We start from the raw sequence: 19232 nt of genomic DNA, 5'->3' as shown, positions 1-19232 counted from the left end.
GCCTCATTCGACCGCGAGATCGCATCGAGAACTCACGGCGGCAACGCGCGCCGTCCGCGAGTTTTGTATCAATTACAAAATGAACCCAGTATTTATGAAGTTCGACTTGTGGTCGCGCACGATGTCATCGAGCAGCCGCTTTGAATCCTCGGTCTGCTTCGCCGCGATCATCGAGCGGATCGAGAACGAGCGCAGCGCATCGGTGACCGAAAGCGTGCCTTCCGCCGAATCCTTGCGGCCGGTGAACGGGAAAACGTCCGGCCCGCGCTGGCACTGGCAATTGATGTTCACCCGGCAGACCTGATTGACCAGCGGATCAACCAGCCGCCCGATCGTTTCCGCATCCTCACTGAAGATCGAGACCTGCTGGCCATGTTCGGAGGTGATGACGTATTCGAGCGCGGTATCGATGTCGTCGAACGCCATCACCGGAACGATCGGGCCGAACTGTTCTTCCCGATACAGCAGCATGCCTTCCTTCACGGGATAAACCACGGCGGGATAGAACAGGGTGCCAGAGCTCGCGCCACCGCCTTCGTTGATGACCTTGGCGCCCTTCTCCGTCGCGTCCGCGACCAGCCGCGTCATGTGCTCGACCTTGCCGAATTCCGGCAACGGCGTCAGCGTGACGCCCTTGTCCCACGGCATGCCGACCTTCAGCTTGGCCAGCTCCTCAGTGAACCGTGCGAGAAATTTATCGACGATTGAACGATGGACAATCAGCATCTTCAGCGCCGTGCAGCGCTGACCGTTGAAGGACAGCGAACCGAGCAGACATTCCTTCACTGCGAGTTCGACATTCGCATCCGGCAGCACGATGGCCGCGTTCTTGGCATCGAGCCCGAGAATGGCGCGCAGCCGGTTGACCTTCGGATGCATCTTCTTGAGATGGTCGGCGACGCGGCTGGAACCAATCAAGGTCAGCACGTTGACCTTGCCGGATTCGAGCAGCATCGGCACCACCTCCGAGCCTTTGCCATAGACCGTATTGATGACGCCCTTCGGAAACGCGCTGCGGAACGCTTCGAGCAACGGCTGGAACAGCAGCACGCCGAACTTCGGCGGCTTGAACACCATCGTGTTGCCCATGATCAGCGCGGGGATCAGCGTCGCGAAGGTTTCGTTGAGCGGATAATTGTAAGGGCCCATGCAGAGCACGACGCCGAGCGGCGTGCGGCGGATCTGGCCGATGGTGCCTTCGACAATGGTGAACCGCGAGTTGTCGTTGTCGAGATGCTTCAGCGCCTCGATGGTTGCCTTCATGTATTCGACGGTGCGATCGAACTCCTTCTGCGAGTCTGCCAGCGTCTTGCCGATTTCCCACATGATGAGGGCGACGATCTGCTCGCGGCGGGCGACCATCTGTCTGGTGAAATCCTGCATGCAGGCGATGCGCTGCGCCACCGTCATGGTCGGCCATTCGCCGCGCCCGTTGTCGTAAGCCGCAACGGCCGCATCGAGCGCGATCTGCGCTTCCGGCACGCCCCCGATAGGATGGCTGCCGAGTTCAACCTGCGCCAAGGACCCGTCGGGCTTGCGCACACAGATCGCCGAATGCACCGTCTCCACCGGTCCGGTCCACGGTCTCAGTTCCCCGTTGACCAGCGTCTCACGCTGATGAACCGGCGGAGGAACATCGCAATCCTTCAGCCGGCTTTCCTCGGGGAACAATTCCTTCAACTGCTGCGACGTGAGCATTATGACCTCATCGATTGCAAAAGTGCTCCGCAAACTGCCCCCGGCAAAAACTGCGGGCACGGACAGGGGCGGAGGGACCGGCGTCAACCGGCTGGCCTTGGGGTGGTCAGTGTAGTGTGCCGGATGAATGAGTCGAAATGATAATATGCAGTGCTGTTTTTTATGACTGCATGGCCGGGCGCTGAGAGCGCCGCTCTGCTCAATCGTGCAGCATCCCGGCGCGCGGCAATTTGATCGCCACGCGCCGGAACCGTCGCTGTGACATCAGGTCCGATAGATCCGCTTGAACTGCCGCTCCGCGGACGCCATCGCACCTTTGATATCTTCACGCCCGGTGCAGTAGTTCGCGAACATATCGACGACGACGAAATCCGCGATCGCGGCCGCCGCACTCTCGTTCAAGGTGCCGCGCCCAGCCGGGGTCGATGCCAGCTTGGCGACATCGCGATACGGCGTGTTCTTGGGATCGACCGTCCAGATCGGATTCGCATCGTAAGCGAGCAGGAAGTGCGACAGATACCCCTGCGCCGCCTCGATCCAGGGATTGAACTGGGGTCCTTCCATCAGGAACGCCGTGAATGCCTTGCAGGCCTGCGGGTACTTGCTGAAGTTGAAGATCAGGATCGGGAAGCCGAGATGCTGCTCCCGCACCTGGCCGCTGACCCCGACCGGCAGATGGGCGTGATCCATGTCCTGCGCGATCGCGGGATTTTCCTTCTTCGCTGCGACATAGATCGAAATGCCGTTGGTGGTGAGGTGAAGCTGGCCGGCCAGAAAGGCCTTGTTGTTAGAACTGTCGTTCCAGGAGACCGTTCCGGGAATGAAATTCTCGTAGAGCGACTTGACGTATTCCAGTGCCTTCGCCGTCTCGGGCGAATTGATGGTCACCTTGTTGTCCTTGTCGACCGTGTAAGCGTTGTGCGCCCACATCGCCCACGCGAGCCATCCGTTGGCATCACCCGTCGCGTGGCCGAGCGCCATGCCGGCAGGCGTCCCGTTTTGCTTGAGGCCCTTGATCAACTCCCGGAATCCGGCGAGGTCCTTCGGAAACTCCTTGAAGCCGGCTTTCTGCATGGCCGCGATACGGTAGTTCACGAGACCGCCGCTCGCCGCGACCGGAATGCCAAGCCACTTGTTGCCCCGCTTGCCGTAGGCAACGCCGGACGGCGCCCAGCCGCCGTACTTCTTGCCGAGATAGTCGGCCACGTCGGTGACATCGACGCACTTTTCGGGAAACAGATGCGGCAGCGAATACAGGCCCCACACCATGTCGAGACCTTGCCCGGTGTTGGCTGCGACCGAAGCCTTGGGCTGAATGAAGGCGACGTCTTCCGCCTCCACAAACCGTTTCCATCGCAGCATGTTGATATTGGCGCCGGCTTCCGGCTTCCAGGGGGCGGTCTGCGCCCAGGCTTTCGCGTAGCCGAGCATCTGGTCGGCTGACATAGTCGCCGCCGCGGCCAGCGTGGCGGCGCTTCCTTTGAGCAGAGATCGTCGATCCGGTGTGAACTCGGTCATAGTCGTCGCCTCCCTGATGTATTGGCCGTTGATCGGCCAATATTTTCAAATCAATGTCTGCGTGTCGGTTATCCTTCTCGAATGGGCTGGCAAGCCGAGCCCCAGCGCGCCGATGTAATCATCTGCCCGCGACGCGGGCAATGCGCGGTGCAAGGCGAAGTCCTGATCGCAGTATCCTGCTCGCAATATGATGGAAGGTTGTGCGGTCGCTCGCCACGGCGATTGCAGCGCACGCGCGTCCCTTGAGAGGGAATGGCGCTCCCTAGGGGAATCGAACCCCTGTTTCAGCCTTGAGAGGGCCGCGTCCTAACCGCTAGACGAAGGGAGCAAGCGCGGGGAAGGGATAGCCTCGAAAACGCGCGACTGCAAGACTGGAAGCTGGCGACAGGTGGCTGGTGTTGGGTCATATGAGCCGGAGCGTAAAGTCCCCTAACAGCTCTTGCATCAGGAAGCGCTCCTCCCCAGGGGGCCTTCCTTCGCCGCCTCGCATGCGAGGCGTATCAGGGCTCAACGGCGAATTTGAGACGTCCGACAGCTTTCAACGTCTTCGCGTCATAGGTACGGATTTCGGTCGCGCCGCCGATATCGACGGTCACTGCCAGCCGGTCACCGGCGGTGGCGGTGGAGACGATCCGCGCGCCCTTCGGCAGGGTCGCGGTCACATCCGTCACCTGAACGCTTCCATCGGTGCGGAAAAGGCGGTAGCCGATGGCGACCAGCAAGGCCCCGACACCGACGGCGGTGGTCAGGCCTGCGATCAACATCATCCGGCGCACCCGCGCGATCAGCGCGGCTTGCTCGGGGGTCGGATCGGGCGCAACAGTTTCAGACATGCAAAGCTCTTCTAACTCTTCCGAAAACGAAAACAGCCGTCACGAGGTCACGGTCGAAGGCGATGAGGGATCGCGGCGGCTGGACCGCGTGCTCGCCGTCCGCAGTCCCGACCTGTCGCGCTCGCGCCTGAAAGCACTGATCCTCGCAGGCCAGGTGAATATCGGCGGCGCCCCGGTTCGCGACCCCGCTTATCATGTCAATGCGGGGGATACGATCACAATCGACGTTCCGCCGGCCGCCCCCGCCGAGCCCGAGGGTGAGGACATCCCGCTCGATATCGTGTTCGAGGACGACGACATCATCGTCATCAACAAGCCGAAAAATCTCGTGGTGCATCCCGCCGCCGGGCACGAGACCGGAACACTGGTCAACGCGCTGATTGCCCATTGCGGTGCAAGCCTTTCCGGCATTGGCGGGGTCCGCCGTCCCGGCATCGTCCACCGGCTCGACAAGGACACCACCGGCCTGATGGTGGTGGCCAAGAACGACCGCGCCCACCAGTCGCTGTCGGCGCAGTTCGCCGACCATGGCCGCACCGGCGAGATGCGCCGCGGCTACATGGCGTTCGCCTGGGGATCGCCCGGCCGGCAACGCGGCACCATCGACCAGCCGATCGACCGCCACCCCTATTCGCGGGACAAGATGGCGGTGCGCCAGGGCGGCCGCGAAGCCGTGACCCATTGGGAAGCGATCGAAACGTTCAACGGCCGCGATACCAAGCCGGTCGCCTCCCTGCTCGCCTGCCAGCTCGAGACCGGCCGCACCCACCAGATCCGCGTCCACCTCGCCCATCTCGGCCATCCCCTGCTGGGCGACGAGGTCTACGGCTCCGGCTTCAAGACCAAGGCCCGCCAACTCGGGCCGCAAAGCCAGGCCGCATTGACCGCTCTTGGCAGACAGGCCCTCCATGCATATTTGCTGGTAATCGAACACCCGGTGTCCGGAGAGATTTTGCACTGGGAATCGGCGCTGCCGGAGGATTTGGTTCTGCTTGAGGCAGCCCTTCGTAGAATAGACTAAAAGGGATGCGCTAAAAAGACGCATGGTTACAGACATTTAACCCGGGTCACGGGTTCGTGACCTCGTTTTGTTCTTCCCTCCCCCTCGGGTTTTGGAGTATGTTGCACCTGCGCTGGGATCGTCCCGGCGCGGAACATTGCAGCGCTTCTGGCTTTGACACAGCAGATGGCCTGCCTCGCCCGCCGCTATCGGGGGCGTGAACTCTGGAGGGCGCGACATGGCCCGTGCAGCTACTCTTCCGGTTCTCAACGGAGAATCCGGTCTTGCTCACTACCTGACTGAAATCCGCAAGTTCCCGATGCTCGAGCCGCAGCAGGAATACATGCTGGCCAAGCGTTGGCGGGAACATGACGACCGCGATGCGGCGCATCAGCTCGTCACCAGCCATCTGCGGCTCGTGGCCAAGATTGCCATGGGCTATCGCGGCTACGGCCTGCCGATTTCCGAGGTCGTCTCGGAAGGCAACGTCGGCCTGATGCAGGCGGTGAAACGTTTCGAGCCCGAGAAGGGCTTCCGCCTGGCCACCTACGCGATGTGGTGGATCAAGGCGTCGATCCAGGAATACATCCTGCGTTCGTGGTCGCTCGTGAAAATGGGCACCACCGCGAACCAGAAGAAGCTGTTCTTCAACTTGCGCAAGGCGAAGAGCAAGATCTCCGCGCTTGAAGAGGGCGATCTTCGCCCCGATCAGGTGAAGCAGATCGCAACCTCCCTCGGCGTCACCGAGCAGGACGTGATCGACATGAACCGCCGCCTTGGCGGCGATGCGTCGCTCAACGCACCGATCCGTGACGACGGCGAACCCGGCGAATGGCAGGACTGGCTGGTCGATACCTCGCCCAACCAGGAAGCCATCATGGCGGAGCACGAGGAGTTCGATCATCGCCGCAGCGCTCTGAACGGCGCGATGGGCGTGCTCAACGACCGCGAGCGCCGGATCTTCGAGGCGCGGCGTCTGGCTGAAGAGCCGATGACGCTGGAAGACCTCGCCGCCGAATTCGGCGTGTCGCGCGAGCGCGTGCGGCAGATCGAGGTCCGCGCGTTCGAGAAGGTGCAGGCGGCGGTGAAGACCACTGTCGCGCGCGCCGAGCAGGCGGCGCTGGAAGCGGCGTACTAACTTCTTGCGTATCACGAGTTGCGGAAGCCGGCCTTCGGGCCGGCTTTTTTGTTGTGCGCCGGTCTTGATAGAGACGCGTGCCACAAAGCGCATGTCGTCCCCGCGATAGCGGGGACCCAGTCTTAAAACTCTCGACTTCACTGCTCAGAGCAAAGAGTGGATCCCCGCTTTCGCGGGGATGACCGGAGAATGAAGTAACGCCTGTGCTCGCCCCACACGCACTCCATCACACGCCATCATCCCGGACAGGCCGCGCAGCGGACTGATCCGGAATCTCGATGAGTTCAGCAACCGGGATTCCGGGCTCGCTCGCCAGCGGCTCGCGCCCCGGAATGACGAGCATTACTCCACCCTCGCGCCCGCAAACTTGACGACCTTCTCCCACTTGTCGGTTTCGGAGACGATGATCTTGCCGAAATCCTCCGGCGAACCGATGAGCGTGATGCCGCCCATGTCCGCGATCTTCTTTTTCATCTCGGGCTCGGCCAGGATCGCGTTGATCTCCTTGTTGAGCTTGGCGATGATCTCCTTCGGCGTATTCTTCGGCGCGCCCATGCCGAACCACGCGCTGGCTTCATAGCCCTTCACCGTATCGCCGACGGTCGGAACGTCGGGCAACTCGGCCGAACGCGATGCTGTCGTCACCGCCAGCGCGCGCAGCGTTCCCGCCCTGATGTGCTGGATCGCGGAAGGCATGTTGTCGAACATCACCTGCACCCGCCCCGAGAGCAGATCGGTGATCGCGGGCGCGGAGCCGCGATACGGAACGTGCAGCATCTCGACGCCGGTCATCGCCTTGAACAATTCACCCGAGAGGTGAATCGAGGTGCCGTTGCCGGATGAGGCCATGTTGACCTTGCCCGGATTGGCCTTCGCGTAGGCGATGAATTCCTCGACGGACTTCGTCGGGAAATCCTTCGGCACCACCATGACATTCGGCACGCGCGCAAGACCCGCCACCGGCGCGATATCGCGGATGAAGTTGAAGCTCAGCTTCGCGTAGAGCGAGGCGTTGATGCCGTTGGCGGGATTGACCAGCAGCACCGTGTAGCCATCGGGCTCGGCATTCACCACGGACTCGGTGCCGACATTGTTGCCGGCGCCCGGCTTGTTCTCGATGACGAACTGCTGGTTCAGCCGCTCCGAAAGCCGCTGGCCGACCAGGCGCGCGAGAATGTCGGTGGCGCCGCCCGGCGGATAGCCGACAACCCAGCGTACCGGACGCGTCGGGTAATCCTGCGCCGCAGCGCCGCCCATTGTAACGAGTGCAGTAAAGCCCATCGCGATCAGACCGATCGCGGCGCGTCGTGAAGCCATTTTGTTTCTCCCCGGCTGCCGCGACTTGGCGCGCGGTCAGCATGTGTTGATGGACAACACCGGAGCGTAACAAACAAACGAGGGCAAACAAGGCGCGCCATGCGCGCGGCGCGCTTATGGCAGCGCACAAGAGAGTACCGGATTACAGATGGATCACAGATAATCCCGGAAGTAATCCGACAGGCTGTCGTCGTTGTTGGTCATGCCGAAGTCGACCGGCTGGTCCAGCAGCAGCGCGCTCGCCTGCGTCTTGTAATCCGGCGACACGTCATCGACGCCGGGCAGCGGCTGGCGCAGGATGTCCAGATAGGATTTGTAGTTGTCCTGCGTGCCGCTGAAGATGCAATTGCAGACGCCGGGATCGGCATAGACATACCGCGGGGCGCCGCCGGCCTTGTGAACCACGAAGCGGTGCGGCGGCAGTGCCTTCAGCGCGCGCTGCCCCGCCGCGTCATTGGCGAACTGAATCCGGAACCCGGCCGAGCGCAGATAGAACGCGTTCTTCTCCAGGAACGGCTTGCTCGGCGTCGCATGCTGCGCCGCCAGCGGCCACGCCAGCAATGCAACCGCGAGCGCGGCCAGCAGCGCGAACGCGCGTTGCGTGGTCGGAAACATCATGGTCGAAAGCATCATCGCTCATCCTTGCCCAAACAGAGTCACATGCGAGTCATATACGCAATCAGTTCGCCCGCCCCTCCGGCTTCTGGACCGGCGCGCCCATCGCGAGCGCGTTGTTGAGCGTGTCGCGCAGGTTCACCGCAGCGGCGGCCGTCATGCGCAGATGCGCCACCGCCTTCACGCGGCTCACGACCTTGCCATGAGGCGCGGAATCGATCAGGCCGGTCGCCAGCATCAGATTGAGCAGGCCGCCATTGTTGCCGAACGTGGGGCACACTTCGAAGAAGATCACCGGTGCCTCCATGATGCCTTCGATCGGAATGAAGTTCGGATCGGAAGGTATTGCGGGAGTGTCGGCCATCATCTCTCCTTGGATGTGTTCAATTTGAATTGTGTTCCGCGAACGTAACCTGTCGTTCCGCGTTCACGATTTTGAAGTTCCTGTGAAAGCATGCATTGCATCGCATCGAAAGTCTATTCAGCACCACAAGATGTGGTGCGATTCTCCGCATCAACCGTCAAAGTGCGTTGCGGTATCGTAACTTGTTTGAAGGAAATGTGACTGGAGCTTTTCCAAATTCACATCGGTGTATGCGCATTGCAATTCGCGGTCCTGACTCACATCTGCCCCATTGCGCAAGCATGGTCCGCCCGCTCACCGCAGGCGCGATCGCAGCCTTGAAAACCAGTCTGCAAACCCGTCTTGAAATGCCCGAAGAGGAGAAGCGCATGGTCAATCGCCCGCCGGAACAATTCGACCCCGATTATGTCGCTACGCTGAGGAAAATTCTCGACATCGCCGTCGAACAGATTGCGCAGGAGAACCGTACTCCCGCGACAAAGGCGAAGATGGCGCAGACCATCGTGCGCCGCGCTGCCGACGGCGTGACCGACGCCAGCGATCTTGTCTCGAGCGCGGTGCGCGTCGGCGAGACCCGCGCGGCGTGAGGACTTTGCTGAAATTTAACGCGTGTTACGACGCCGCGCTTTTTCGCGCGGCGTGCGGCGTTTCCTTGTCGAGCCGCGGCGCATGGGTCGCGAACTGCTCGTCCTGCGGCATCGACGGCAGATTGCCGCTGGTCTTGGCCTGATCGATCACCTGCGCCAGCAGCCTGAGTCCGAGCGGCGCCAGCGCCCGCTCCCACAGTTCGCGCGCGGTCTCGTTCTTCTTCACAAACACCCAGTCCTGCGCGGCGATGGCACCGGCGTCGAGCCGCTCCGACAGATGATAGATCGTGCCGCCGGCGATCGCGTCGCCTTCCTTGATGGTCCACTCCACCGCGGCGATGCCGCGATGACGCGGCAGCAGCGAGGGGTGATAGCCGATGCCGCCATGTTTGGAGGCTTTCAGTGCGCCGTCGCTGACGAGCGCGTGGCTGTGCGCGGTGACGATCAGATCGGTGCCGGGGGCGATTTCCGCCGCCACGATCAACTTCGGCTTCGCCTGCACCACGACCTCGATGCCGGCGGCGCGCGCAGCCCCGGCGAGACGGTCCTCGCCGTCCGCGACCACGACGCGGATCACCTCGATGCCATGACCGCGCATCATGTTCAGCGTCTCCACGCCAAAGTGGCGTGAGCCGGCAAGCGTTATTTTCATGAAGTTACTGCCCCCAGGCCGTGAACGCTTCATTGAACGCGCGCTCGCCCGGCGCGCCCTTCTCGATGGCGATGATCGAACGGCGCTGGTTGGCGTAGACCAGCGGAATATCGAACCACGACCGCTCCTTCAGAAGCTGCAGGTTGCGCGACTTGTCGGCCTCGACATTCGACAGCCCGACCAGGAAGAAGCCGTCGGTAACCTTGACCGCGAGTCCGGCCAGCGGCGTGCCGCGCGCCTGCTCGTTGGACTTCATCAGCACGCCCGGCACGTTGGCGATGGTGGTGCCGAAGTCCGGCGGCAGCACGAAGGTCAGCTCGGCGGTATGGCTCGCAGGGAGCGACGCATCGGTGTTGCGGCGGATCGAGAGCGACATCTTGATCTTGCGCTCGGGAATATCGATGTCGGCGCGCACGCCGATATCCGGCGGCTGACCGGCGGGCACCTTGACCGCTTCGGTGCGCCAGATCACCGAGCCGACATACTGCTTGCCCTGCGGCGCCGACGGGTCCTCGTCATAGAGCACCACGCGCTGCGCCACCGGCGCAATCTGCGCCGAGCCGGGCTGCCCCACCCGATCGGTGATCTTCGGCCGCGTCCCCGACGCATCCTTCGCGGTATCGGCCTGTTGCTGCGCAGGCTTCGTGGTCAGCGACTTGATCAGCGAATAGGCCTTCGGCCCGCCCCAGACCGCGCCGCCGATGGCAATGATCGCGACGCAGACTGCGATCGCGGTCTTGACCGGAAAGCCGCGCTTGGCGGTTTCCGGTTCGTCGCGCGATTGAATGCGGGCGCGCGGCCGGTCGTTCGGCTGATAGCGCCCGGCCTCTTCGGCGGATTCGTCGTAGCTGTACGGTGCCGGGCCGCCGCGCTGATCGGGAAAGTCCTGCGCCTGGCTGCGCCGCGCTGAACGGGTGGCGCTGCCGAGGTCGTTGGCGTCCGCGACCACGTCGCGCATCCCCGAACCCTGCGGTGCGCGGCGCGGCACGCGCGCATCTTCCGTGAATTCATCGAGCATCCGGGTGTCGGCGCTGCGCTGATCGCGCGCGCGGACGTCACGCATGGACGTTGGCAGACCTTGCTGGGGACCGGGCGGCTGGGCGCGGGTCGGCGGCGGCTGATCGCCGCGCAGGTTTCGCGGCGGACGCTGCTCCGGTGCTCCATTCGCATCAGGTCGCGGAGCCGGCCGGCCTGGCGGGGGCGGCGCGGTTCCGCCACGCGCGCTGCGCGCGCTTTCCCGCAGGGCATCGCCCGGCCGCGGACCTTCGCGGCGGCCCGGAAGCGGCGCGCGCGGCTGCGCCGACGGCGGCGGTACGGACGAGTCCGGCGGCGGAGGAGCGGCGGGACGCTCACGCGGCGGTTCATTGGCCTGAAGCGCCGCAGCGCGGCGAGCGGCATCGGCTTCGACCCGGCGCACCGCGTCTTCGAGCGCCAGGCGCTCGCGGGTGATTTCGGCTTCGCTCAATGCGGGCTGCACGCCACGCAACTGGGAAATCAGGGCCGTCCGCGCGCGTTCATAGAGCGCACGACGTTGCTCGCCGGGAGCACTGGGGTCCAGTCCGGCGATGGCACGGGCTATGAGCGGGTAGTAATCAGCCATCCTCGTCCAGTCTGCAGGATTCTCGACGAACCCTGTACTTAAAAATCGTCAATCAACTGAACACAGATCGTGCTCAGGCCTCAAACGGATTTTGCACGAGGATAGTATCCTCACGTTCCGGGCTGGTGGAAAGCAGGGCAATCGGGCAGCCCACCAGCTCCTCGACCCGGCGAACGTACTTGATCGCCTGCGCGGGCAGGTCCGCCCACGACCGGGCGTTGGCCGTCGGCTCTTTCCAGCCTTCGATGGTTTCATAGATCGGCACGACGCGCGCCTGGGCGCCCTCGCCCGCCGGGAGATGATCGATCTCCTTACCGTCGAGCGTGTAGCCGACGCAGACCTGGATCTCATCGAAGCCGTCGAGAATGTCGAGCTTGGTCAGCGCCAGGCCATGAATGCCGCAGGTCCGGGCTGTCTGCCGCACCAATACGGCATCGAACCAGCCGCAGCGGCGCTTGCGTCCGGTGTTGACGCCGAATTCCTTGCCACGCTGGCCGATCAGTTCGCCGATCTCGTCGGTCAGTTCGGTCGGGAACGGGCCTTGTCCGACGCGGGTGGTGTAGGCCTTGCAGATGCCGAGCACATAACCCACCGCGCTCGGCCCCATGCCGGTGCCGGTCGCGGCCTGCGCTGCCACCGTGTTGGACGAGGTGACGTAGGGATAGGTGCCGTGATCGACATCGAGCAGCGCGCCCTGCGCGCCCTCGAACAGGATGCGCTTGCCTTCGCGGCGCTTGTGGTCGAGCAGATTCCATACCGAATCCGCGAACGGCAGCACGCGTGGCGCAATCGCCGACAGTTCTTTCAAAACTTCCGCGCCGTCGATCTCCGGCAGGTTGAGGCCGCGGCGCAGCGCGTTGTGGTGCGTCAGCAGGCGGTCGATCTTGTGCGGCAGCGTCTGCGGATCGGCAAGATCCATCAGCCGGATCGCGCGGCGGCCGACCTTGTCTTCATAGGCCGGTCCGATGCCGCGCTGGGTGGTGCCGATGGCGTTGGCCTTGCTGGCGTTCTCGCGGATCGCATCCAGTTCGCGATGCAGCGGCAGGATCAGCGTGACGTTCTCGGCGACGCGCAGATTGTCCGGGGTGATCGAAACGTCCTGGGACCGCAGCTTGTCGAGCTCGGCGAGAAACGCCTGCGGATCGAACACCACGCCGTTGCCGATCACCGACAGCTTCGACGGCCGCAACACGCCCGAGGGCAGCAGCGCGAGCTTGTAGGTCTTGCCGTTGATGACGAGGGTATGGCCGGCATTGTGGCCGCCCTGAAAACGAACGACGATGTCGGCCTGCTCCGACAACCAGTCGACGATCTTGCCTTTCCCTTCGTCGCCCCACTGGGCGCCGACGACGACAACATTGGCCATTTCCAGACAATCTCCCGCAACCTGCAAATTCGCCGGAATTCCAGCGCCTTGCAGCCAGGGTAGCGCTTGCGAGGCATGTCACCGGATAACGGATGCGCGCATGGGACGCAAGCGCCAACGGGTATTGACGCCTATGCGGAATGGGGCGCAAATCATTGATATCCCCAAATAATTCCGGCCAGCCCCGGCCTTCCTTGCAAAGCCTATAATCCGCCATCGACATGAACGATCCCGCCCCGCGATCCGCGACATCATGGCTCATGAACAGGCCATATCTGCTGCTGTCGCTGTCATCCCTGCTCTGGGCGGGCAATGTCGTGCTGGGGCGCTTCATCGCAGCGGATTTTCCGCCAATGGCGCTCTCCTTCCTGCGTTGGGGCTTCGCCTGTCTGATCGTCCTGCCCTTCGCATGGCCCCATCTCAAGGCCGAATGGCCGGTGATCCGCAAGCACCTGCCGATTCTGACGCTGCTGACCCTCACCGGCCTCGCCGGCTACAACGCCATCGCCTATCTCGGACTGCGATACACCGAGGCGCTGAATGCGCTGCTGATCCAGTCATCGGGGCCGCTGATCGTTGCGCTCTGGTCGCTCGTCCTGCTCGGCATTCGCCTGACCTGGCCGCAAACCATCGGCATCGGAATTTCGTTGCTTGGCGTCCTCACCATTCTGACGCGCGGCGATCCGGCCGCCCTCACTTCGATTCATCTGAACAAGGGCGACGTGATCTTCACGTTCGCGCTGGTCATCTTCGGGCTCTATTCCGTGCTGGCCGTGAAACGTCCGGCGATACACCCGCTCGCCTTCATGGGCTTCACCTCCGGCTACGCAACGGTGCTGCTCATTCCCGCCGTGATCGTGGAAGCCGCAAGCGGACTGAGGCCGTCGCTCACCATGAACAACGCACTCACGCTGGCCTATGTCGCGATATTTCCATCGATCCTCGCCTATCTGTTCTTCAACCGCGGCGTTGAACTGATCGGCGCCAACCGCGCCGCGCCGTTTTTTCATCTGATCCCGGTGTTCGGATCGGTGCTTGCCATCGCCTTCCTCGGCGAACGTCCACACCTATTCCATGTAACAGGTTACGCACTGGTGCTGACCGGCGTTGCGATCGCCGCGCGGAAAAGCGCCTGGAGCGCGAGCGCGTAAACCGTCCGGCCAATTCGCTCATGCGTTCGGGCGCATGTCCTTCGCAAGCTGAACAAGCCAACGCCTGACGGCCTTTTCCTCGGATGGGGTGAGACCCGCGGTCACGCGCCTGTCGACACGGGCCGCGCGTTCGCGGCATTTCATCCGCAGTCCGTGACCCGCAGCCGTGGTCTGCAGCCGCAGAATCCGGCCGTGCACATCGTCGGGCGATTTCGCGATCAAGCCATCGCGCTCGAGATTCTTGACGATCAGGTTGATGGTCTGCGGCGTCAGCATGGTTAGCCGGGCGAGATCGGCTCCGGACAGGCCCGGATAAGAATCGATCATGGTCAGGATCGAAAACTGCGGCGGCGTCACGCCGAGATCGGCCAGCGCCCGTTCCAGCGCCAGCCGCATGGCCGCCTGCGCCTGCGACAGCAGGTAGGGCAAATGCCCCTCCTCGCCGCGCATCGCCTCTCCGATTTGCGGAACCTGCGCGGAATTCGATGCCGGGCTCTTGCGCATAATATCAGACCTCTTACAATATATCAGTACTCGAATATCATAGGGGAGCGCAACATGAATAACCCGAATATCAGGCTTCTGCACCGGCATCTCGAAGCCGAGAACGCCCAGGACCTCGAAGGCACGCTCGCGACGCTGCATCCGGATTGCGTGTTCCAGGATCACGCGACCGGGCAGTTGTGGCGCGGGCACAGCGGCGCGGCGGATCATTACCGGCAATGGTGGACGACCTTCGACGTCACGGTCGAGCGGCTGGCGGATCAATCGGCGGGCTGGCCGGACGAGAACACATTCATCGCGGAAGCCACGTGGAACGGCCGTCATGTCGGGGATTTTCTCGGGATTCCGGCGAGCGGGCGAGACATCCAGCAACGCTTCGTGGTGGTGGTCGGCTTTCGCGACGGACTGATGACCAGCGAGCGCTTCCATTACGATCTCGCTTCGCTGCTTCGCCAGATCGGCAGCAATGCGGTGCCCGCCATCGCCGGCCTGCCCTACAGCACGATGGTGGCATAACAAACCAGGAAGCATGACAACCGGGCCGTTGCGCTGCCCGCATAGCGCAACGGAGCAATCCGGGATTGGCGGTTGTGAAGGTGCGAAATATCGGCACAATTTGCGCATCCTCTTTCCCAAAGCCCCATGACCGTCGCCGATCCGCCCTTGCGCAAGCCCTCGCCGGCCAGCTGGCTTTTCAATCAGCCCTATTTGATGCTCAGCCTGATGTCGCTGTTCTGGGCGATGAACATCGTGCTCGGCCGTTTCGTCGCGGGCCACGTGCCGCCTTTCGCCCTCACATTCTGCCGCTGGGCCGGAACGGCTCTCGTCATCCTTCCCTTCGCCTGGCCGTATCTTGTGCGCGACTGGCCGGTGATCCGGAGGAATCTGCCGCTGTTGCTGCTGCTCGCCTTTACCGGCTTCGCCTTCAACAATGCGCTGTCCTACTGGGGCCTGCAGCACACCCAGGCATTGAACGCGCTGCTCATCCAGTCGTCGGGACCGCTATTCGTGGCGCTCTGGTCGCTGATGCTGTTCGGCGTGAGGCTGTCATGGATGCAGGCCGCCGGGATCGTCGTCTCGCTGCTCGGCGTGCTCGTCATCGTGCTGCGGGGGGATCTTGCTGCGCTGGCAGCGATCCAGGTCAACGCTGGCGACATCAGTTTCGCCGCCGCGCTGTTCGTGTTCGGATTGTACTCCGCCCTGATGCCGAAACGTCCGAGGATCAGTCCGCTTTCGCTGATCGCCTTCACAACCGGCACAGGCGCCGTGATGCTGTTGCCGCTGGTGGGATGGGAAGTCTCGACCGGCGAGATGCTGATCTTCGACACGCTCACGGTATCGACGGTCGTCTTTGTCGTGCTGTTTCCCTCGACGCTGGCCTACATCTTCTTCAATCGCGGCATTGAACTGATCGGCCCCAACCGCGCCGCGCCGTTCTTTCATCTGGTGCCGGTGTTCGGCTCGGTGATGGCAATCATGCTGCTCGGCGAAAAGCCGGAGCTGTTTCATCTGGTCGGCTACGTGCTGGTGCTGGCGGGCATTTTCACCGCATCGCGGCGCGGATCGGCCGGGAAACGTCCCGCTTCCTAGTGGAGTGGATTTGACATTCGCGCCCCGCCGGCAGCGAGTCCTCAAGCGAATGTCAAATCCAAAACTCCACTAGAAACTTACATTTGCCAGTGGTCCTTTGATTCTAACATTCGCAGGAATGCCTGCTGAAACGGGGTGCGAATGTTAGAATCGGACCACTGACTGGCAATTCGTCACGAGTTCGCGCAATCTCCCCCTGAACAACGGCGCAGGTCACCGCCTCGGTGACATGACGACCGGCGTGTCAAAAAAAACTGACAGGGGCGGAGACAACGAAAATGAACTTTCCAAGACCAACGACATCGTCGATTGCCGGATTGATTGCGCCGGTGCTTGCCATCACGGCCGGCGTTCTGGCTGCCGGACCATCGGCCGCGCAAACACCGTGGCCGGCGCCGGGCAAGAACATCACGCTGGTGCTGCCGTTCGCGGCCGGCAGCGGCACCGACACCACCACCCGCATCATCTCGAAGGATCTCGGCAAGGCGCTGGGCACCGGCATCGTGATCGAAAACAAGCCCGGCGCCAACGGCTCGATCGCCGCCAGCTACGTCGCGCGCGCCGAGCCGGACGGCTACACGATTTTCGTCACCACCAATACGTCGCACTCGGCCAATCCGTACCTCTTGAAGAACATGACGTACGATCCGATCAAGGATTTCACGCCGGTCGCGCGCACCGGCGACCTGCCCTTCATGCTGGTGATCGATCCGAAGCTGCCGGTCAATTCGGTCGCAGAACTGATCGCGTTGGCGAAGAAAGAGCCCGGCAAGCTGTCCTACGCCAGCGGCAGTTCGTCGGCCATCGTCTCCGGCGCGACATTCGGGACGCTCGCGGGGATCGACCTGCTGCATGTGCCCTACAAGAGTTCGCCGCCGGCGCTAACCGATGTGATCGCCGGCCGGGTCTCGATGATGTTCGTGGACGTGCTGACCGGCCTGCCCCACGTCAAGGGCGGCGCGCTGAAGGCGCTCGCGGTGACGACGAAGCAGCGCTCCGCACTGCTGCCGGAACTGCCGTCAATGGACGAAGCGGGCGTGAAGGGCTTCGACATCACGTCCTGGCAGGGTTATCTCGGCCCGGCCAATCTGCCGAAGGACATCGTCACCAAGCTCAACGCCGAAATCCGCAAGATCGTCGAAACGCCAAGCGTCAAGAACGAGCTTGCCGAACGCGGCATGGAAGCGTTTTCCGGCACGCCCGAGAGCTTCGACAAGTTCCTGAAGGAGCAGCTTGCGGTGTGGGAAAAGCTGATCCGCGAAGCCAAGATCGAGAAGCAGTAGTTTTATCCCTCCCCCTTGTGGGGAGGGTGGCTGGCCCAAATTCTTTTGGGCCAACCGGGTGGGGGGCGCTTTCAGATCAGAACGATCACGCTCGCAGGAACACGGCCCCCACCCTGACCGGCTACGCCGGTCTTCCCTCCCCACAAGGGGGAGGGATAGATAACCGCGACCCCTAAAACGGGGAGAGGCGAGCGTTACGCCGCCCGCACCTTGCCGAGGAATTCGTCCACTGCCGAACGCAGCATACCCGACTGCTGGTCGAGATCGCGCGCGCTGGTGAGAACAACCGACGCCGCATTGCCGGTAGCGGAGGCCGCCGCGCTGACGCCGCCGATGTGATCGCTGATCTCGGCCGAGCCCGCCGCCACCGACTGGATGTTGCGCGCGATCTCCCGCGTGGCAGCGCCCTGCTCTTCAACGGCGCTGGAGATATTCAACGTAATCTCGCTCATGCGCGCGATGGTCTCGGTGATGCCTCCGATCGACGTCACCGCATCGCTGGTGGTCGCCTGCATCGCTGCGACCTGAGCCGAAATCTCTTCCGTTGCCTTGGCGGTCTGGGTCGCCAGTGCCTTCACTTCCGATGCGACGACGGCGAAACCGCGACCCGCCTCACCGGCGCGCGCCGCCTCGATGGTTGCGTTGAGCGCGAGCAGATTGGTTTGCGCCGCGATGCTGTGAATAAGCTGCACCACCTCGCCGATCTTTTCCGCGCCGCTGGACAGAACCTGCACCGTCGCGTTGGTGCGCTCCGCGTCGCCCACGGCCTTGCTGGCGATCTCGCTGGACTGGTTGACCTGGCGCGCGATCTCAGCGACCGAGCTGGACAGTTCCTCGGCGGCCGCAGCTACGGTACCGACGTCGTTCGATGCCTTCTCCGAAGCCGATCCCACGGTCGCCGCGCGGGCGCTCGCGTCGCTCGCCGAATGAGTCATCGATTGCGCCGTGGTCTGCATGCCGGCCGCAGACGATGCCACCGAACGCACGATGCCGTTGACGCTGCTCTCGAACTCCAGGGCGATCGCATGCATCGCGGCCTTGCGCTCGTCCGCCGCACGCTTCAGCGTCTCGGCGTCGGCGCTTTCAAGGTCGCGCATGCGCACGGCATTGTCCTTGAACACCTGCACCGTCTCCGCCATGGCGCCGATTTCGTCGCGCCGGCCGATGCCCGGTATCTCCTCTTCGAGCTGGCCATCAGCCAGCGTCTTCATGCGCGCGCCGAGTTGGCCGAGCGGCTTGGTGATGCTGCGGCCGATGAACCAAGCCACCGCGCCCGAGATGACGCCGATGCCGAGAATCGCCGCGCCCAGCGCCATCACGATCTGCATCAGCTTGGCGTCGAGATCGTCGACATAGGCGCCGGTGCCGACGAACATGTTCCAGCCCGGAATGCCGGCAGCGTAGGAGATTTTCGGCGCCAGCTCCGTCTGACCGGGCTTCTGCCAGAAGTAGTGGATCGTCACATCGCCCTTGGCGGCGACACCGTCGCGCATTTCGCGTGTCGACTTGCGTCCGTTCACAACGTTATCGAGATGGCTGGTGCCGATCTGCTTCGGATTGAGCACGGCGACCGCAATGCCGTCCATGGTATAGACGAACATGTAGCCCGCGCCGTTGTCATAGGTCATGTTCTGGACGCGCTGAACCCACTGCTCGATCGCAGCGTCCTTCGTCAGCTTCCCGGCCTCCACCTGCTTCTGGTATCCGATTGCCATGTTTCTGGCGGTATCGACGATCGCGCGCAGCTGCTCCTTCCGCGCACTGAACATTTCGTTCTGCATCATGCGGGAGGCAAAAAAGCCTGCGGCACACAAACCAATCAGTGTCACGCACACCAGAACGCCCAGCTTCAGGGCGACGGGCCAGTTATTCAGGAATTTCACGCGGCTTCTCCGGGAGATTCGGCGCGGGTGCGCCATAAGTAAGAATTCACTTCATTTACAGCAAGACTGTTGAATCTTCCTTACTCCGGGCCGCCCCCCGCGCTTTCGCAGACAATACGCAGGTCCGGATTGC

General features: G+C 63.0%; 18 protein-coding genes and 1 tRNA gene. 7 read left to right on the top strand and 12 right to left on the bottom strand.

The features are described 5' to 3' along the window. Positions 1 to 72: 72 nt before the first annotated feature. The 4 genes from HNQ36_RS22320 to HNQ36_RS22305 all read right to left on the bottom strand — a co-directional run bounded on the left by HNQ36_RS22320 (position 73) and on the right by HNQ36_RS22305 (position 4049). Positions 73 to 1698 carry an NADP-dependent glyceraldehyde-3-phosphate dehydrogenase gene (locus HNQ36_RS22320; protein ID WP_184089010.1) on the bottom strand — a complete coding sequence of 542 codons (1626 nt, stop codon included), beginning with the start codon at positions 1696 to 1698 and terminating at the stop codon, positions 73 to 75. Between the two features lie 264 nt (positions 1699 to 1962). Then, on the bottom strand, positions 1963 to 3216 hold the full coding sequence (locus HNQ36_RS22315) for an ABC transporter substrate-binding protein (protein WP_184089006.1): 1254 nt from the start codon (positions 3214 to 3216) through the stop codon (positions 1963 to 1965). 253 nt (positions 3217 to 3469) lie between these two features. Beyond that, positions 3470 to 3544 (bottom strand) — tRNA-Glu (locus tag HNQ36_RS22310). A 172-nt stretch (positions 3545 to 3716) separates the two neighbouring features. Further along, entirely contained in the window at positions 3717 to 4049 is a 333-nt protein-coding gene (locus HNQ36_RS22305; RefSeq protein WP_184089003.1) for a hypothetical protein, read from the bottom strand. Between HNQ36_RS22305 and HNQ36_RS22300 the strand changes: the two genes are divergently transcribed. Next, positions 4048 to 5070, top strand: coding sequence for an RluA family pseudouridine synthase (locus HNQ36_RS22300; protein ID WP_184089000.1), 1023 nt, complete (start codon positions 4048 to 4050; stop codon positions 5068 to 5070). The two genes, HNQ36_RS22305 and HNQ36_RS22300, sit on opposite strands and share 2 nt — an antisense overlap. Before the next feature lie 217 nt (positions 5071 to 5287). After that, positions 5288 to 6187: an RNA polymerase sigma factor RpoH gene (gene rpoH / locus HNQ36_RS22295; protein ID WP_184088997.1), complete on the top strand. Its 900-nt coding sequence runs from the start codon at positions 5288 to 5290 to the stop codon at positions 6185 to 6187. 342 nt (positions 6188 to 6529) lie between these two features. On the opposite strand, the gene HNQ36_RS22290 is transcribed toward rpoH, so the two are convergent. The 3 genes from HNQ36_RS22290 to HNQ36_RS22280 all read right to left on the bottom strand — a co-directional run bounded on the left by HNQ36_RS22290 (position 6530) and on the right by HNQ36_RS22280 (position 8483). Next, positions 6530 to 7504 carry a Bug family tripartite tricarboxylate transporter substrate binding protein gene (locus HNQ36_RS22290; protein WP_184088994.1) on the bottom strand — a complete coding sequence of 325 codons (975 nt, stop codon included), beginning with the start codon at positions 7502 to 7504 and terminating at the stop codon, positions 6530 to 6532. A gap of 153 nt (positions 7505 to 7657) precedes the next feature. Continuing rightward, positions 7658 to 8137, bottom strand: a complete 480-nt coding sequence (locus HNQ36_RS22285) for a hypothetical protein (RefSeq protein WP_246395492.1) — start codon at positions 8135 to 8137, stop codon at positions 7658 to 7660. A 46-nt stretch (positions 8138 to 8183) separates the two neighbouring features. Continuing rightward, positions 8184 to 8483 (bottom strand): hypothetical protein, encoded by a 300-nt coding sequence (locus HNQ36_RS22280; protein WP_184088991.1) that lies wholly within the window; start codon positions 8481 to 8483, stop codon positions 8184 to 8186. Positions 8484 to 8851: 368 nt separating this feature from the next. Between HNQ36_RS22280 and HNQ36_RS22275 the strand changes: the two genes are divergently transcribed. Next, entirely contained in the window at positions 8852 to 9070 is a 219-nt protein-coding gene (locus HNQ36_RS22275) for a hypothetical protein (RefSeq protein ID WP_184088988.1), read from the top strand. A gap of 25 nt (positions 9071 to 9095) precedes the next feature. Here HNQ36_RS22275 and HNQ36_RS22270 read toward each other — a convergent pair whose 3' ends face one another. The 3 genes from HNQ36_RS22270 to HNQ36_RS22260 all read right to left on the bottom strand — a co-directional run bounded on the left by HNQ36_RS22270 (position 9096) and on the right by HNQ36_RS22260 (position 12688). Further along, positions 9096 to 9722, bottom strand: coding sequence for a formyltransferase family protein (locus HNQ36_RS22270; protein ID WP_184088985.1), 627 nt, complete (start codon positions 9720 to 9722; stop codon positions 9096 to 9098). A 4-nt stretch (positions 9723 to 9726) separates the two neighbouring features. Continuing rightward, positions 9727 to 11322: a hypothetical protein gene (locus HNQ36_RS22265; protein WP_184088982.1), complete on the bottom strand. Its 1596-nt coding sequence runs from the start codon at positions 11320 to 11322 to the stop codon at positions 9727 to 9729. Between the two features lie 73 nt (positions 11323 to 11395). Next, entirely contained in the window at positions 11396 to 12688 is a 1293-nt protein-coding gene (locus HNQ36_RS22260; protein WP_184088979.1) for an adenylosuccinate synthase, read from the bottom strand. 221 nt (positions 12689 to 12909) lie between these two features. Here HNQ36_RS22260 and HNQ36_RS22255 point away from each other — a divergent pair, with 221 nt between their 5' ends. Then, entirely contained in the window at positions 12910 to 13839 is a 930-nt protein-coding gene (locus tag HNQ36_RS22255) for a DMT family transporter (RefSeq protein ID WP_246395491.1), read from the top strand. Between the two features lie 18 nt (positions 13840 to 13857). On the opposite strand, the gene HNQ36_RS22250 is transcribed toward HNQ36_RS22255, so the two are convergent. Further along, the gene (locus tag HNQ36_RS22250) at positions 13858 to 14343 is read right to left on the bottom strand and encodes a MarR family winged helix-turn-helix transcriptional regulator (protein ID WP_184088976.1); all 486 of its coding nucleotides are present in this window, start codon (positions 14341 to 14343) and stop codon (positions 13858 to 13860) included. Positions 14344 to 14397: 54 nt separating this feature from the next. Between HNQ36_RS22250 and HNQ36_RS22245 the strand changes: the two genes are divergently transcribed. The 3 genes from HNQ36_RS22245 to HNQ36_RS22235 all read left to right on the top strand — a co-directional run bounded on the left by HNQ36_RS22245 (position 14398) and on the right by HNQ36_RS22235 (position 17216). Continuing rightward, on the top strand, positions 14398 to 14859 hold the full coding sequence (locus HNQ36_RS22245) for an ester cyclase (protein ID WP_184088973.1): 462 nt from the start codon (positions 14398 to 14400) through the stop codon (positions 14857 to 14859). 126 nt (positions 14860 to 14985) lie between these two features. Next, positions 14986 to 15933, top strand: a complete 948-nt coding sequence (locus HNQ36_RS22240) for a DMT family transporter (protein WP_184088970.1) — start codon at positions 14986 to 14988, stop codon at positions 15931 to 15933. A 278-nt stretch (positions 15934 to 16211) separates the two neighbouring features. Continuing rightward, entirely contained in the window at positions 16212 to 17216 is a 1005-nt protein-coding gene (locus HNQ36_RS22235) for a Bug family tripartite tricarboxylate transporter substrate binding protein (RefSeq protein WP_184088967.1), read from the top strand. 194 nt (positions 17217 to 17410) lie between these two features. On the opposite strand, the gene HNQ36_RS22230 is transcribed toward HNQ36_RS22235, so the two are convergent. Next, on the bottom strand, positions 17411 to 19099 hold the full coding sequence (locus HNQ36_RS22230; protein ID WP_184088964.1) for a methyl-accepting chemotaxis protein: 1689 nt from the start codon (positions 19097 to 19099) through the stop codon (positions 17411 to 17413). Positions 19100 to 19232: the final 133 nt, after the last annotated feature.

The organism is Afipia massiliensis (assembly GCF_014203115.1).
Lineage (GTDB): Bacteria > Pseudomonadota > Alphaproteobacteria > Rhizobiales > Xanthobacteraceae > Afipia > Afipia massiliensis.
The sequence above is the reverse complement of the archived record's forward strand: the minus strand, read 5'-3'. Positions and strand labels throughout refer to the sequence as shown.

Excerpts from the sequence above, each read along its gene's own strand:
- HNQ36_RS22320 (WP_184089010.1), bottom strand. The coding sequence starts at position 1,698 with ATGCTCACGTCGCAGCAGTTGAAGGAATTGTTCCCCGAGGAAAGCCGG.
- HNQ36_RS22315 (WP_184089006.1), bottom strand. The coding sequence starts at position 3,216 with ATGACCGAGTTCACACCGGATCGACGATCTCTGCTCAAAGGAAGCGCC.
- HNQ36_RS22300 (WP_184089000.1), top strand. The coding sequence starts at position 4,048 with ATGCAAAGCTCTTCTAACTCTTCCGAAAACGAAAACAGCCGTCACGAG.
- HNQ36_RS22305 (WP_184089003.1), bottom strand. The coding sequence starts at position 4,049 with ATGTCTGAAACTGTTGCGCCCGATCCGACCCCCGAGCAAGCCGCGCTG.
- rpoH (WP_184088997.1), top strand. The coding sequence starts at position 5,288 with ATGGCCCGTGCAGCTACTCTTCCGGTTCTCAACGGAGAATCCGGTCTT.
- HNQ36_RS22290 (WP_184088994.1), bottom strand. The coding sequence starts at position 7,504 with ATGGCTTCACGACGCGCCGCGATCGGTCTGATCGCGATGGGCTTTACT.
- HNQ36_RS22285 (WP_246395492.1), bottom strand. The coding sequence starts at position 8,137 with ATGATGCTTTCGACCATGATGTTTCCGACCACGCAACGCGCGTTCGCG.
- HNQ36_RS22280 (WP_184088991.1), bottom strand. The coding sequence starts at position 8,483 with ATGGCCGACACTCCCGCAATACCTTCCGATCCGAACTTCATTCCGATC.
- HNQ36_RS22275 (WP_184088988.1), top strand. The coding sequence starts at position 8,852 with ATGGTCAATCGCCCGCCGGAACAATTCGACCCCGATTATGTCGCTACG.
- HNQ36_RS22270 (WP_184088985.1), bottom strand. The coding sequence starts at position 9,722 with ATGAAAATAACGCTTGCCGGCTCACGCCACTTTGGCGTGGAGACGCTG.
- HNQ36_RS22265 (WP_184088982.1), bottom strand. The coding sequence starts at position 11,322 with ATGGCTGATTACTACCCGCTCATAGCCCGTGCCATCGCCGGACTGGAC.
- HNQ36_RS22260 (WP_184088979.1), bottom strand. The coding sequence starts at position 12,688 with ATGGCCAATGTTGTCGTCGTCGGCGCCCAGTGGGGCGACGAAGGGAAA.
- HNQ36_RS22255 (WP_246395491.1), top strand. The coding sequence starts at position 12,910 with ATGAACGATCCCGCCCCGCGATCCGCGACATCATGGCTCATGAACAGG.
- HNQ36_RS22250 (WP_184088976.1), bottom strand. The coding sequence starts at position 14,343 with ATGCGCAAGAGCCCGGCATCGAATTCCGCGCAGGTTCCGCAAATCGGA.
- HNQ36_RS22245 (WP_184088973.1), top strand. The coding sequence starts at position 14,398 with ATGAATAACCCGAATATCAGGCTTCTGCACCGGCATCTCGAAGCCGAG.
- HNQ36_RS22240 (WP_184088970.1), top strand. The coding sequence starts at position 14,986 with ATGACCGTCGCCGATCCGCCCTTGCGCAAGCCCTCGCCGGCCAGCTGG.
- HNQ36_RS22235 (WP_184088967.1), top strand. The coding sequence starts at position 16,212 with ATGAACTTTCCAAGACCAACGACATCGTCGATTGCCGGATTGATTGCG.